Here is a 13,642-nt window from a genome sequence, read left to right on the forward strand (position 1 = left end):
CCCCACGCCGGGCACGCCGGCGCACGGCGTCACTGCGCCGACGCCCCGGCCGACGTCACTCGGCGGGCGGCTCGACGAAGAGGGCGGCGAGCCGGGGCAACCGCCGCCTGGCCTCCTCCTCGTCGTCGAAGTCCCAGAGGTCGTTGAGGTCCGGCACCGGCGCCGGCTCCCGGTCCGCCGGCAGTTCGGTGGCGGTGGCCCTGCGGTAGGCGTCCCACGGCACCGCCAGCATCTCCTCGGCCGAGAACTCCTCGCCGCTGACCGACGCCGCCCGCACCTGCGGCAGCCCGGCCAGCGAGTCCGGGTCGCCGACGGCGCGGGCGAAGACCTCGCGGCCCTGGGCCATCAGCCAGCCCCGGAAGTGGTGGAAGCCCTCGTCGGACACCCCGCCGTTGATCAGGTAGGCCGCACCCCAGAGGTCGGCCTTGTGCGAGGCCGACAGCACCCGGGCCTGGTGGCGGGCGTACCCGACGATGTCGTCCGGGTCGCGCTCGGCGAGCAGGGCGACGGCCCGCGCGGCGACCGCGTACGGCTCTCCCCCGCCGCCCGCCCGGGCCCGGTCGATCAACTGCCAGAAGTCGTCGGTCCTCATGGCCTGGCAGTCTGGCAGACCGCGCCGCCCGTCCCGCCGCAGCGGGAACACCCCGACGAGTCGCGGCCCGGGTCACGGTGCCCCGCGCCTCGTGCAGCATGGTGACGTGACCCCGACGTTCCCGCCCCCGGTGCCGTACCACGCCACCGCCCGCCGGCCGGCGTGGGAGACGCTGCCCGCGGCCCTGCGCACCGCGATCGCCGCCCGGATCGGCGCCCCGGTGGTCGCCGCCCGCGTGGCCGGCGCCGGCTTCACCCGGGGCTTCGCCGCCGTCCTCACCACCGCCGCCGGGGACCGGGCCTTCGTCAAGGCCGCGTCCGCCGCCGAGCAACCGCGCCTGGTCGACTGGTACGCCCGGGAGGCCGCGATCCTCGACCGGCTGCCGGACGGCCTGCCGGCTCCCCGCCCCCGCTGGACGCTGTACGAGGCCGGCTGGTTCGCGCTCTGCCTGGACGCCGTCGACGGCCACACGCCCCGGCTGCCCTGGGACCCGGCCGAGCTGACCGCCACCCTCGCCGGATACGCCGAGGTCGCCGCCGCGCTGGCCGCGCCCCCGGCCCCGCTGGCCGCGCTCGGGCTGCCCCACCTCGCCGACCTGGCCCGCGAGGACATCCTCTGGTGGGGCGAGGTGGCCGCCGGCCGGGAGCCGTCGCCACCGCTGCCCGAGCAGGTGCGCGACCGCCTGCCCGACCTGGTCGCGCTGGAGTCCCGCCTCCCCGGGTACGCCGCCGGGGCGAGCGGCCTGATCCACGGCGACCTCCGGCTGGACAACGTGCTGATCGACGGGACCGGCCGGGCCTGGCTCTGCGACTGGACCTGGCTCTGCCACGGTCCCGCCTGGTTCGACCTGGCCAGCCTGCTCCTCACCGCGTACGCCGGCGGCCTGGACGCCGACGCGCTCTTCGCCCGGCATCCGGCGGCGGCGGGCGCGCCCCCGGACGCACTGGACGTCACGCTGGCCGCCCTGTCCGGCTACTTCCTCACCACGGCCGCCTCGGCGCCCGCGACGGCGTCGCCGCACCTGCCGGCGCACCAGCGGTGGAGCGGCGAGCAGTCACTCGCCTGGCTCGCCCGCCGGCAGGGCTGGGCCTGACCCCCGGTGCCCTCGGCCGGCACCCGGGCCTCTCCGCACGCGCCGGCCGGACTCCCCGCCCCGGCTGCCCGTGCCCGGCCGGTGTCCGGCTCCCGACCGGCCTGTCCGGCCCGCGCCCGACCGGCCTGTCCGGCCCGCGCCCGACCGGCCTGTCCGGCCCGTGCCTGTCCGGCCCGCGCCCGAGCGGAGCCGCCCCACCAGGGCCTGGGCGGAGCCGTTTTGGCTCGTCCCGGGCGACCTGGTAACCTGGCTTTTCGCGCAGCGATGACGCCTGCTCGTCGCGCGCAAAAGCAGACCAACCCGAGCTATCAAGACGAGGCTGTCGCGTGGCGAACATCAAGTCCCAGATCAAGCGCAACCGGCAGAACGAGAAGCGCCGGCTGCGTAACAAGTCGGTCAAGTCGTCGCTGAAGACCGCCGTCCGGAAGTTCCACGAGGCCGCGGAGGCTGGTGACGTCGAGAAGGCCACCATCCTCATGCGCGACGCCTCGCGCAAGCTGGACAAGGCAGTCAGCAAGGGCGTGATCCACTCGAACCAGGCCGCGAACCGCAAGTCCGCGATCGCCAAGCGCGTGGTGTCGCTCTCCGCCTGACGCGGCGACCTCAGACCCGACCGGAAGCCCCGGGCACTCCCCGGGGCTTCCGGCTGTCTGCCCTTCTGCGTTCCGCACCGCCACCCGGCCGGGAGAAACCGGCCGGGCTTCCGGCGTGCCGAGGATCACGGCTGCGCATGCCGACGATCACGGCTGAGCGGGCTGCGGATCACGGCCGAAACAGGCGGACGGTCACGGCTGGACGGGCCGGCGGGTCTCCGTCCCGTCACCGGCCGCCCGCGCCACCGGCTCGGCCGTGACGACCACGCCGGGCACGCTGTGCGTGATCCAGTCGACCCTGGCCCGCCCGACCACGGGCTGCATCTGCTGGCGGAAGCGGTCCCGCTCCTGCTCCGGCACGAGGGCCGCGGACCGGACCACCATGGCGGCCACCATGTCGTTGAGCTTCACCATCACCGCCACCGTCGCGGGCAGGATCAGCACCGCCCACCAGGTGACCAGCTCGGCGAGGGCGAGCAGCGCGGCGAGCGCGACGGCGCCCTCGAAGAAGAGAAAGCAGAGCACCCCGCCCGGGTTGACGACGCGCAGCCCGAGGACCCGGGCGTAGAGCGGCCGGTAGCGCTCCTCGTCGGCGGGGATCGTGGCCCACGAGCCGCGGAGGGCTCCGCTCACCGGGCGCCACCCTGCCGGGCGGCCGCGACCGAGAAGACGGCCCGCTCCAGCGCGTACGCCCGGTCGTCCGCCCCGCCCTTGACGGCCGCGTTGCACTCGGCGGCGGCCCGCATCGCCTCGACCAGGCCCTCGGGCGTCCATCCGCGCCCCTGGCGCTGCGCCCGCTCGATCTTCCACGCCGGCATGCCCAGGCTGCTCGCCAACTGGTAGGGGCTGCCCCGACCGGCGGACGCCACCCGGGCCACGGTGCGTACGCCGTCGGCGATCGCGTCGGCGATCGGCACCGGGTCGACCCCGACATGCAGCGCCCAGCGCAGCGCCTCCAGGGCGGCCGGCACGTTGCCGACCATGGTGGCGTCGGCGACCGTGAAGCCGCTCACCTCGACCCGGCCCCGGTAGTAGCGGGCGACCGTGTCGGCGCCGATCCGGCCGTCGGTGTCGGCCATCAGCTGGGAACAGGCGGCGGCCAGCTCGCGCAGGTCGTTGCCGACCGCCGCGATGAGCGCCTCAGCGGCGTCGTCGGTGCACTTCCCGCCGGCGCGGCGGATCTCGTCGCGGACGAACGCCACCCGGTCGCGGTGCCCCTTGAGTTTGGCCGCCGGCACGACCGTCGCGCCGGCCGCCTTCAGCCCGTCGGCGAACGCCTTGCCCTTGGCCCCACCGAGGTGCAGCACGACGAGCTGCACCTCGGGGTCGGGGTTCTTCGCGTACGCCAGCAGGGCCGCCACCAGGTCCTTACGGGCGTCCTGGCCGGCGCGGAGCACCAGCACCCGCCGCCCGCCGAAGAGGGAAGGACTGAGCATCTCGGCGATCTCGCCGACGGTCAGGGCGCCGGCCTGGTACTCGCGGACGTCCACGTCGGGGTCAACACTGCGGGCCCGGGCGACGGCTTCGGTGACCGCGCGCGTGGCGAGCAGCTCCTCGTCGCCGAGGACGAGCAGAATGGGAGCGAGGCTGGCGGCGGTCACGCCGCCCATATTCGCACGGCCGGCGGCCCGATCCAGCCTGCTCATCCGCACTGTGACGGCAGAGCCCGCACTCAGTGCAAATCCAGACATTTATCTCAGTACGCCGCCAAAGCCGAGAATTGGCATCGACTCCTACGGCTGTCGGCCTGGCGGGATGCCGCGCGTCACGACCGCGAGGCCCGACCGGCCGAGCACCGCCGCCACGTCCCCGTCGGTGTCGGTACGCAGCACCCGCGCCCCGCCCCGGACCAGCCGCCCCAGCACCGCCGGGTGCGGATGCCCGTACGTGTTGCCGGCCCCGACCGGCACCAGGGCGACCGCCGGGCGGACCGCGTCCAGGAAGGCCGGATCCTGGTAGGCGGAGCCGTGGTGGGCCACCTTCAGCACGTCGGCCCGCAACCCGCCCGGCACGGCACTGTCGAGCAGCGCCCGCTGCTCCTCGGTCTCGGCGTCGCCGGCGAGCAGGACCCGCACCCCGGCGACCGTGGCGAGCAGCACCAGCGAGTTGTTGTTCGGGTCCGACCGGGTGCCCCGAAGCGGGTGGGGCGGACCGACGACGACCAGATCGAGCACGCCCTCCCGGTACCGCCAACCGGCCCGGCCGGCGATCACCTCGGTCGAGTGCGCCGCCGCCTCGGCGCGGACGAGATCCCGCCCGGCCGCCGGCTCCGCCCACTGCGGAGCGAGTACGGCGTCCACCGGCCGTCCCCGGAACACGCCCGCCACACCGCCCGCGTGGTCGACGTGGAAGTGGCTGAACACCAGCAGCGCGACCTCGCGTACGCCGAGCCGGCGCAGACAGCCGTCCGCCGCCGCCGGATCCGGCCCGGCGTCGACCACCACCGCCCGGCCCGGGGCGACCGGCAACACGACGGTGTCGCCCTGGCCGACCGCGCAGGCGGCGACCACCCAGTTCGCCGGGGGCCAGCCGGGGGCCGCCAGCCGCACCGGCAGCGCGCCGGCCACCACCGCGACGACGACCACCGCCACCAGCCGGCGGACCACCGGGCGTCGGGCGGCCACCAGCAGCGCGACGGTCAGCCCGGCCAGCAGGAGGGCCCCGGGAACCCCGCCCGGCCACGGCAGCGTCCCGGCCGGCAGCCGCGCCCGTGCCGCGCCACCGTGACCAGCCACCAGGCCGGCCAACTGGCCAGCCAGGCGAGGAACTCGGCCCCGGCGGGCCAGACGGGCGACACCGCCGCCGCCAGCACGCCGAGCACCGTGGCGGGCGCGATCGCCGGCACCGCGAGCAGGTTCGCCGGCACGGCGACCAGGCTCACCGTGCCCGAGATCCCGGCCACCACCGGGGCGCAGGCGAACTGCGCGGCGGCCGGCACCGCCAGTGCCTCGGCGAACCCGGCCGGCACGCCGCGGCGGCGCAGCCCGTCGCGCCACCTCGGAGCGAGCAGCAGCAGGCCGCCGGTGGCCAGCACGGAGAGCGCGAAGCCGGCGTCACCGGCCAGTTCCGGGTCGAACAGCAACAGCACGGCCACGCCGGCGGACAGCGCGGGCAGGGCCGCCCGGGGACGCCCGGCCGCCAGCGCGGCCAGCCCGATCGCGCCCATCGTGGCGGCCCGCACCACGCTCGGCGAGGGGCGGACCAGGACGACGAACCCCACCAGGGCCAGCCCGCAGAGCCCGGCGGCCAGCCAGGGGCCGGCCCTCGCCCAACGGGCCAGCAGCAGCACGGCGCCGACGACGATGGCCACGTTGGAGCCGGAGACGGCGTTCAGGTGGGTCATGCCGGTGGCGAGGAAGTCCTCCTCCACCGTGGGCGGCAACCGGCTCGTGTCGCCCACGACCAGGCCGGGCAGCAGGCCGCCCTGCTCGTCGGGGAGCGGCGCGCAGGCGCGTTGCAGGCCGGCGCGGAGCGCCCCGGCCGCCCGCTGCGACGTCGGCGCGGCACCGTGCCGCTCCGGCGGGCCCGCGGCGCTCAACACGGCGGCCGTCAGGTCCCCGCCGCGCGGGACGGCCAGCCTCCCCTCGGCGGTCAGCCGCTGCCCGGGCAGCAACCCCTTCCAGCCCGGGTCGGCGGCGAGGACCAGCACGCGGACCGGCGCGACGACCCGCCGCCCGTCCGGGCCGGTGACCCCGGTCAGCTCGCTCGGCACGAGCAGGGTGGCCGGCCGCCCGGCGACACCGCGTACGGGGCGGGGATCGTCGCGGACGACCAGTTCGGCGGTGACGACGGCACGCTCCTCCACCAGTGCGCGTACCGGCCCGGCGTCGCGGAGGGACACCCGGGCGGCGGTCGCCGTCGCGCCGCAGACCACGCCGATCAGCACCGCGACGGCGATCCAGCCGTACCGCCGGACGGGGGCGGACGGCCGGCCGAGGACGCCGACGAGGTGGAGCCCGGCCAGGCCCGCCACCCCGGCGGCCACCGCCGCCAGCAACAGCGTCACGCCGGCGGTCAGGTGCAGCCCGGCCAGCGCGGCGAGCCAGGCCGCCACGGCCAGGCCGGCCAGCCGCAGGTCCGGCTCCTCCGCCGGCCGGCGCCCCACGGCGCCCGGCGTGCCGCCGACGGCAGCCGTCACCGGCGACGGTCCCTCGGCCCGCGCCGGCGTTCCGCCCGCGGTCACACCGTCACCAGGTCCTTGAGCTGCTCGTACCGGGCGTCGCCGATGCCGTCGACCTGGCGCAGGTCGCCGACCGAGCGGAAGCCGCCCTGCTGGTCGCGGTGGTCGAGGATGCGCTGGGCGAGCACCGGACCCACTCCGGGCAGGGCGTCGAGCTGCGCGAGCGTCGCGGTGTTCAGGTTGAGCCGGCCGCCCGCGCCGGGTGCCGCTCCCGGAGCCCCGCCGGGCGCCGCGCCGGGCGGTGGTGTCGCGCCCGGCGCGGCGGCGACGCCGACCAGGATCAGCTCCCCGTCGGTGACCTTCCGGGCCGGGTTGAGCAGGGCCACGTCCACTCCGGGCAGCGCCCCGCCGGCCGCCTCGACCACGTCGGCGACCCGGGCGCCGGCCGGCACCCGGACCAGCCCGGGACGGCGTACCTTGCCGGCGACCGCGACCACCAGCTCGCCGGCGGGGGACACCCCCGGCTCCACCGGCCCGGTCGCCGACACCACGGGCGGCTCGGCGGTGGCCACCGGCCGGACCGGCTCGGCCTGCGGTCGGGACCGCCAGGCCCAGAAGCCGGCCCCGAGCACCACCAGCACGGCGACGACGGCCAGCGCCCGCACACCCCGCCGCCCGGGGTCGAACGCGCCCGGCCCCGGCAACCGGGAGGACGTCGCCGCCTCGGCCGTGGCCGCCGTGGTCCCGGGCGGCGGATCGGGTTCCGGCGGCGCCGTCCGCCCGGCCGGGACCGGGGCGAGGGCCGGCGCCGACCGGAACGCCGGAGCGGTGCCGGGACCGGGCCCCGGCCACGACTCCGGGTCGGTCCCGGCCGGTGCCGACGGAGACCATCCGGTGTGCTCGGCGAACCGGGCCTCGCGCGCCGGCGTACCGGCCGAGGGCGGGCCCGTCACCAGCCGGCGCAGCCGTTCCCGGACCACCGTCTCCTCGTCGTCTGACACGACGCGAGGCTAGGACCGCGGTGGCCGTCCGGAGGGGGCCGCGAGGCCGGCTGTGGACGGCGCAGCCCCCTGTGGACAACCGCCTGATCATGCCCAAGCTGTGCTAGGCCCCGGCAAGCCGCAGGTCAGCGCGCCTCCGGATCCGGACCGAAGACCGACCGTCCCCCGTCGACCGGCAGGGTCACCCCGTTGACGAAGCCCGCCACCGGCGACAGCAGGTACGCGACGGCCTCCGCCACCTCCTCCGGCCGGCCGATCCGGCCGACCGGGTGCAGCCGGGTCAGCTCGGCGTCGATCCACTCCGCCGCGGCCGGCTCCTGCCCGGCCAGGAAGGCGGCGTGCCGTTCGGTGGCGATCGAGCCCAACGCCACGGTGTTGGTCCGAATGCCCTGTGGGCCGTACTCGACGGCCAGCGACCGGGTCAGCCCCTCGACGGCGGCCTTCGCGGTCGCGTACGGCAGGCAGCCGGGCACCGGCCGCCGAGCCTGGTGGGAGGAGACGTTCACGATGGCCCCGCCCGTGCCGGCCGCCAGGTAACGGCGCACCGCCGTCGCCGCACCGACCACGGCGGAACGCAGGTTGCGCCCGATCAGGTCGAGCACCTCGCCGACCGGATCGGCGTGCAGCGTGGCGTCCCGGAACACCGCCGCGTTGTTGACCCAGCCGGTCAGCGGCCCGGTCTCCTCGGCGAGGTCGGCGGCCCGGGCGGCGACCTGCTCATCGCCGGCGTCACCGACGACCGCCGCCAGCCGGTCGGCGGCCGGGTGCGCGGTCAGCCAGGCCACCGCGTCGGGATCGTGCTCCACGACCACGACCGCGTCCCCCGCGCCGAGGAGCCGCTCCACGACGGCCCGGCCGATCCCGCGCCCGCCACCGGTCACCACACAGGACATCGCATCCTCCCCGACTCCGTCGGCGGCGCCGCCGGCCGCGTGTCGGCCGCCCCCGCTGCCCCGTCCGGTGGGGCAGCTCGACAGCGTCGGCGGGGCACGACCCGTCGCGGAATCGACGTTAGCCGGTGACGGGCGGCCGGCGGTGCACGACCACGCAGGCCAGGCCCGGCCCGGCGTGCGCGGCGACCACCGCGCCCGCCTCCGAGACGTACGCGTGGTGCAGGCGGTCGCCCAGCCGGGCGGTCAGTGTCTCCAGCAGCGCCTCGGCCCGCTGTGGCGCGGCCAGGTGGTGCACGGCCAGGTCGACGTCGTCGTCGCCGGCCGCCTCGACGGCCAGGTCGACGAGCCGGGCCACGCCCCGGCTGGCGGTGCGCACCTTGTCCCTGACGACGATCGCCCCGTCCGGCATGTGCATGATCGGCTTGACCGACAGCGCGGTGCCGAGCAGCGCCTCCGCGGCGCCGATCCGGCCGCCCCGGCGCAGGAACTCCAGCGTGTCGACGTAGAACCAGATGCTGGTGCGGTCGACCGCCGCCAGCGCCGCGTCGCGTACGCCCGGAAGGTCCCCGCCCCGCTCGGCCGCCGTGGCGGCGGCGACGGCCGGGAAGCCCAGGCCCATGCCGGTCGAGCGGCTGTCGACCACGGCGACCCGGTCGTCGAACTCGGCGGCGGCCAGCCGAGCGGCCTCCACCGTGCCGGAGAGCTCGGCCGACAGGTGCACCGACACGATGCCGTCGGCACCGGAGTCGAACAGGTCCCGGTACGTCCGCGCGAACTGCTCGGGGGCGGGGCGGGAGGTGCTCACCGAGACCCGTCGCCCGCCGAGCGCCCGGGTGGCGTCGGCCGGGGTGACCTCCACCCCCTCCAGCCCTTCCGCGCCGTTGAGCACGACGGTCAACGGCACCACTGTCAGCCGGCGGGCGTACAGCAGCTCGGGCGGAAGGTAGGCGGTGGAGTCGGTGACGACCGCGACGGGCATGCCCGGCACGCTAGCCGATCGCGGCGGGGAACGCCGGGGTCAGACGGCCTCGGTGGTGGCCGGCACAGTGATCAGGCCGACATTGTGGGCGCGCAGGTGCCAGCCCCGGGCGTCGTCGTGCCGCAGCTCCGTCCAGTGGCAGTTGGACAGCGACCCCACGGTACGCAGCACCGCGTGCTCCCAGCCGAGCAGCTGGCCGACGCCCTGCCGGGCGCCGCCGCCGTGGGTGGTCACCACGACGGTGCCACCGGGGGCCAGGTCGGCGGCGTCCTGGAACGCCGCGCCGATCCGCTTGCCGAGATCGTCGAGGGTCTCGATGCCGGAGCCCGGATCCGGGTCACCGGCCCGCCAGCGGGCGAACTCGGCGGGGTGTCGCTCGGCCGCCTCGGTGAGCACGAGGCCCTGCCAGAGCCCGAAGTGCCGCTCCCGCAGCCGCGGGTCGGTGCGCACCGGCAACCCGGTCAGCGCCGCCAGCGCGGCGGCGGTGTCCGCCGCGCGGCTCAGGTCGCTGGCGACGATGGCGTCCGGCCGCAGCGCGGCGAGCAGGGGCGCGGCGGTGCGGGCCTGCTCGCGGCCGAGGTCGTTCAGCGGCACGTCGGTCTGTCCCTGGACCCGGCTGGCGGCGTTCCAGTCCGTGTTGCCGTGCCGCCAGATGATCAGACGGGTCATTCCGCGGCGGCGGAGCCGGTGCCGGACTCGGCGTCGACCAGGTCCCGGTCGACGAACGGGATCGTCGGGCAGTCCTTCCAGAGCCGGTCGAGGGCGTAGAACTCGCGCTCCTCGGTGTGCTGGACGTGCACCACGATGTCGACGTAGTCCAGCAGCACCCACCGGCCGCCCCGCTCACCCTCGCGCCGGACCGGCTTGGCCTTCTCCGGAAGCTGGAGCAGGCGCTCCTCGATGGCGTCGACGATGGCGAGCACCTGACGCTCGTTCGGGGCGGCGGCGAGCAGGAACGCGTCGGTGATGGCGAGCTGGTCGCCCACGTCGATGATGACGATGTCCTGCGCCTTCTTGTCGGCCGCGGCCTGGGCGGCGGCGATCGCCAACTCGTGAGCGCGTTCGGAAACTGTCACCGTTCTCCTTCGATCAACCGTGCGATCCTCCAAGCCTCTCACACACGGCGGAATCCGGACTCGTCAGTTCTGACGCGTTACCCGGCCGAACCACCCGATACCGGGTCGAATCACTGCTGGTAGAGGCGCCGTTTGGCGATGTACTGCACCACACCGTCCGGCACGAGGTACCAGACCGGCTCCCCGCGGGCGACCCGCGCGCGGCAGTTCGTGGACGAGATGGCCATCGCCGGGACCTGCACCAGGCTCACCGTGTCGGCGGGCAGGTGCGCGTCGGTGAGCTCGAAGCCGGGCCGGGTCACCCCGATGAAGTGGGCCAGCTCGAAGATCTCGTCCAGGTCCTTCCAGGAGAGGATCTTCTCCAGCGCGTCGGCGCCGGTGATGAAGAAGAGCTGCACCTTCGGGCCGTACTCGGCGTGCAGGTCACGCAGCGTGTCGACCGTGTAGGTGGGCCCGCCCCGGTCGATGTCGACCCGGCTGACCTGGAAGCGGGGGTTGGAGGCGGTGGCGATCACCGTCATCAGGTAGCGGTCCTCGGCCGGGCTGACCGGCTGGTCCTCCTTCTGCCACGGCTGGCCGGTGGGGACGAAGACCACCTCGTCCAGGCCGAACCGGTCCGCCACCTCGCTGGCCGCGACGAGGTGCCCGTGGTGGATCGGATCGAAGGTCCCGCCCATGATGCCGATCCGCCGGATGTCCTCCTCCATCCGATGATCGTAGGCCGGGCACGGCCGACGGCGACCCGGGGCCGCCGGCCGTCCCGGCCTACGGTCCGCTCAGGCCGACGCGGCGGCCGTCGCCGTCCGGGCCACCAGCGCCCGGCGCAGGTCGTCGTCCAGGTCGGTGACCCAGCGCCGCAGGCCGGGCGTGAGGTCGTCCCGGGCCAGCAGGGCCGCGGCCAACTCCCGGGTGGGCTGCGCCACGGCGTACCGGGGGAAGGCCCGCACGGTGACATCGTCGGCCACCCAGGGGGTACGCAGCTTCGCCGCCGCCGGCATGTCGGCGAAGTACCGCTCGACGTACGGTGCGGTCAGCTCGGCCTGCTCCGGCTGCCAGAAACCCTCGGCGGTCGCCTCCACGAGGCGGTTGGACAGCTCGGTGTTGCGCACCACGATCTCCCAGGCGACCCGCTTGGCCTCCCCGTCCGGCAGCGCCGCCCGGCAGCAGGCGGCCCGCTCCGCCCCGGTGGCGCTACGGTCCGCGGCCGCCTCGGCGGCGATCTCCGCCTCGCCGGCCGCGCCCAGCACCACCAGACGCAGCAGCAGCGCCCAGCGCAGGTCGGCGTCGACGGCCAGGCCCTCCGGCACGCCGTCACCGGCCAGCCACCCGGCGAGCAGCCTGGTGTCGGTGGTGGCGGCGATCAGGCCCCGGGCGGCGGCGAGCTGCAACGAGCCCCCGGCCGGCGCCCCGGCGAGCAGCGCCGCGCACGCCCCGGCGACCCGGAGCAGGGCGGCGTCCCGGGCGAGCGGGTCCAGGTAGCGGTCGATCAGCCGGCGGCTCAGGGTGAGCACCTCCTCGGCGATCGTCACCTCCGTCTCGGCGGGCAGCGCCGCGGCGACCAGGGCGACCAGCGAGGTGACCGGGCGCTCCCCGTCGGTGGCCGCGTCGAGCGCCTCGCCCCAGAGCAGGGCCCGGGCCAGCGGGTCGGCGAGCCCCGGCAGCACCATGGGCACCGCGTCGGCCGAAGCCGGGTCGAGGCGGATCTTGGCAAAGGTCAGGTCGCCGTCGTTCGGCAGCAGCAGCCCGGTGGCCGCCTCGCCGAGCAGCGGGGTGAGCGTGGTCCGCCCGCCGTCGGCGTCCGGGTCCAGGTCGACCTCGAAGCGGCTCGCCGTGCCGTCGGCGTACCGGCCCACGCCGACGCGGTGCGGGCGCAGCACCGGGTGCGACGCGGGGGCGGTCTGCACGATCGCCGCGTCCCGCCAGCGCCCGTCGGCGTCGACCGAGGTCTCGATGCGCAGCGTGTTGACCTGTGCGCTGCGCAGCCACCGGTCGGCCCAGGCGCCCAGGTCCCGCCCGCCGGCGTCGCCGAGGGCGGCCAGCAGGTCGGTCAGCGTGGCGTTGCCGAACCGGTGCTTCGCGAAGTGCGCGTTCAGCCCGGCGAGGAACACCTCGTCGCCCAGCCAGGCGACGAGCTGCCGCAGCACGCTGGCCCCCTTGGCGTACGAGATGCCGTCGAAGTTGAGCAGGGCCTCGGCGGCGTCGGCGACCTCGGCCGGGGCGACGGGGTGGGTCGACGGCCGCTGGTCGGCGGTGTAGCCCCAGGACTTGCGGCGGATCGCGAAGGTCGTCCAGGCCCGGTCGAAGCGGGTCGCCTCGGCGGTCACCCGGGTGCCCAGGTACTCGGCGAAGGACTCGTTCAGCCAGAGGTCGTCCCACCAGCGCATGGTGACGAGGTCGCCGAACCACATGTGCGCCATCTCGTGCGCGATGGTGGTGGCGCGCACCTCGCGCTGGCTGTCGGTGACCGCCGAGCGGAACACGTAGTCGTCCCGGAAGGTGACCAGGCCGGGGTTCTCCATCGCGCCGGCGTTGAACTCGGGCACGAACGCCTGGTCGTACTTGCCGAACGGGTAGCGATCGGCGAAGAGTTGGTGGAAGCGGTCGAGGCACTGCTTCGTGACGGTGAGGATCTCGTCGAGGTCGGCGTCCAGGTGGGCGGCGAGGGAACGGCGGCAGTACACGCCGAGGGGGATGCCGTCGTGGGAGTCGCGGCGGACGTGCCAGGGGCCGGCGACCACCGAGAAGAAGTACGTGGCCAGCGGGGCGGTGGGGGCGAACTCCCAGCGCCCCGGCCGGGGGTTCGCGGCGAGCGCCCCGTTGGCGGCGACCGTCCACTCCGCTGGAGCGGTGACCGAGAGCGTCACCGGGGCCTTCAGGTCCGGCTGGTCGAAGGCGGCGAAGATGCGCGGCGCCTCGTCCAGGAAGGACATCGCATACAGGTACGTCTCGCCGTCGGCCGGGTCGACGAAGCGGTGCATCCCCTCGCCGGTGTTCGAGTACGCCATCTCGGCGGTGACGGTGAGCGTGTTCTCCGCCGCCAGGTCGGCCAGCGGGAACCGGCCGTCGGCCAGCGCGGCCGGGTCGAGGTCCCGGTCGTTGAGGCGTACCGTCAGCAGCTTCGCGGGCTTGACGTCGACGAAGGTCTGCGCCCCGGCGGCGGCCCGGAACCGGATGGTGGCGGTCGAGCGGAACCGCTCGCCGTCGCCGGTCAGGTCGAGGTCCACCTGGTAGGACTCGACGGTGATCGCCGCGCCACGCGCGGTCGCCTCTACACGGGTCAGGCTCGGCATCCGCT

Annotated in this window: 12 protein-coding genes and 1 pseudogene; 2 read left to right on the plus strand and 11 right to left on the minus strand. The window is 75.9% G+C overall.

Annotated features, from left to right (window positions below; genetic code table 11):
• Positions 1–55: 55 nt before the first annotated feature.
• Positions 56–592, minus strand: coding sequence for a DUF4240 domain-containing protein (locus ABT006_RS26995; protein ID WP_350710824.1), 537 nt, complete (start codon positions 590–592; stop codon positions 56–58).
• Here ABT006_RS26995 and ABT006_RS27000 point away from each other — a divergent pair.
• Together ABT006_RS27000 and rpsT are read left to right on the plus strand one after the other, a co-directional pair.
• Positions 474–1,685, plus strand: a complete 1,212-nt coding sequence (locus tag ABT006_RS27000; RefSeq protein WP_502891027.1) for a phosphotransferase — start codon at positions 474–476, stop codon at positions 1,683–1,685. The genes ABT006_RS26995 and ABT006_RS27000 overlap by 119 nt on opposite strands.
• A gap of 326 nt (positions 1,686–2,011) precedes the next feature.
• Positions 2,012–2,278, plus strand: coding sequence for a 30S ribosomal protein S20 (gene rpsT / locus ABT006_RS27005; protein WP_091104033.1), 267 nt, complete (start codon positions 2,012–2,014; stop codon positions 2,276–2,278).
• 192 nt (positions 2,279–2,470) lie between these two features.
• Here rpsT and ABT006_RS27010 read toward each other — a convergent pair whose 3' ends face one another.
• The 10 genes and pseudogenes from ABT006_RS27010 to pepN all read right to left on the minus strand — a co-directional run bounded on the left by ABT006_RS27010 (position 2,471) and on the right by pepN (position 13,637).
• Positions 2,471–2,911, minus strand: coding sequence for a hypothetical protein (locus tag ABT006_RS27010; RefSeq protein ID WP_350710828.1), 441 nt, complete (start codon positions 2,909–2,911; stop codon positions 2,471–2,473).
• Positions 2,908–3,888 (minus strand): DNA polymerase III subunit delta, encoded by a 981-nt coding sequence (holA, locus tag ABT006_RS27015; protein ID WP_350710908.1) that lies wholly within the window; start codon positions 3,886–3,888, stop codon positions 2,908–2,910. The genes ABT006_RS27010 and holA overlap by 4 nt, the downstream gene beginning before the upstream one ends.
• A gap of 123 nt (positions 3,889–4,011) precedes the next feature.
• Positions 4,012–6,416: pseudogene (locus ABT006_RS27020) on the minus strand (ComEC/Rec2 family competence protein).
• 41 nt (positions 6,417–6,457) lie between these two features.
• Positions 6,458–7,399 (minus strand): ComEA family DNA-binding protein, encoded by a 942-nt coding sequence (locus ABT006_RS27025; protein WP_350710830.1) that lies wholly within the window; start codon positions 7,397–7,399, stop codon positions 6,458–6,460.
• A gap of 125 nt (positions 7,400–7,524) precedes the next feature.
• Positions 7,525–8,292 (minus strand): SDR family NAD(P)-dependent oxidoreductase, encoded by a 768-nt coding sequence (locus tag ABT006_RS27030; protein ID WP_350710832.1) that lies wholly within the window; start codon positions 8,290–8,292, stop codon positions 7,525–7,527.
• Between the two features lie 118 nt (positions 8,293–8,410).
• Complete coding sequence (locus ABT006_RS27035; RefSeq protein ID WP_350710834.1) at positions 8,411–9,271, minus strand: DegV family protein; 861 nt, start codon at positions 9,269–9,271, stop codon at positions 8,411–8,413.
• Positions 9,272–9,310: 39 nt separating this feature from the next.
• Positions 9,311–9,940 carry a histidine phosphatase family protein gene (locus ABT006_RS27040; protein ID WP_350710836.1) on the minus strand — a complete coding sequence of 210 codons (630 nt, stop codon included), beginning with the start codon at positions 9,938–9,940 and terminating at the stop codon, positions 9,311–9,313.
• Positions 9,937–10,347: a ribosome silencing factor gene (gene rsfS / locus ABT006_RS27045; protein WP_350710838.1), complete on the minus strand. Its 411-nt coding sequence runs from the start codon at positions 10,345–10,347 to the stop codon at positions 9,937–9,939. Before rsfS ends, ABT006_RS27040 begins: the two co-directional genes overlap by 4 nt.
• Before the next feature lie 110 nt (positions 10,348–10,457).
• Positions 10,458–11,054, minus strand: a complete 597-nt coding sequence (nadD, locus tag ABT006_RS27050; RefSeq protein ID WP_350710840.1) for a nicotinate-nucleotide adenylyltransferase — start codon at positions 11,052–11,054, stop codon at positions 10,458–10,460.
• A gap of 69 nt (positions 11,055–11,123) precedes the next feature.
• On the minus strand, positions 11,124–13,637 hold the full coding sequence (gene pepN, locus ABT006_RS27055; protein ID WP_350710842.1) for an aminopeptidase N: 2,514 nt from the start codon (positions 13,635–13,637) through the stop codon (positions 11,124–11,126).
• Between the last annotated feature and the right edge of the window lie 5 nt (positions 13,638–13,642).

Origin of the sequence: Micromonospora sp. NPDC002717, assembly GCF_040295705.1 — a bacterium.
Taxonomy (GTDB): Bacteria; Actinomycetota; Actinomycetes; order Mycobacteriales; family Micromonosporaceae; genus Micromonospora.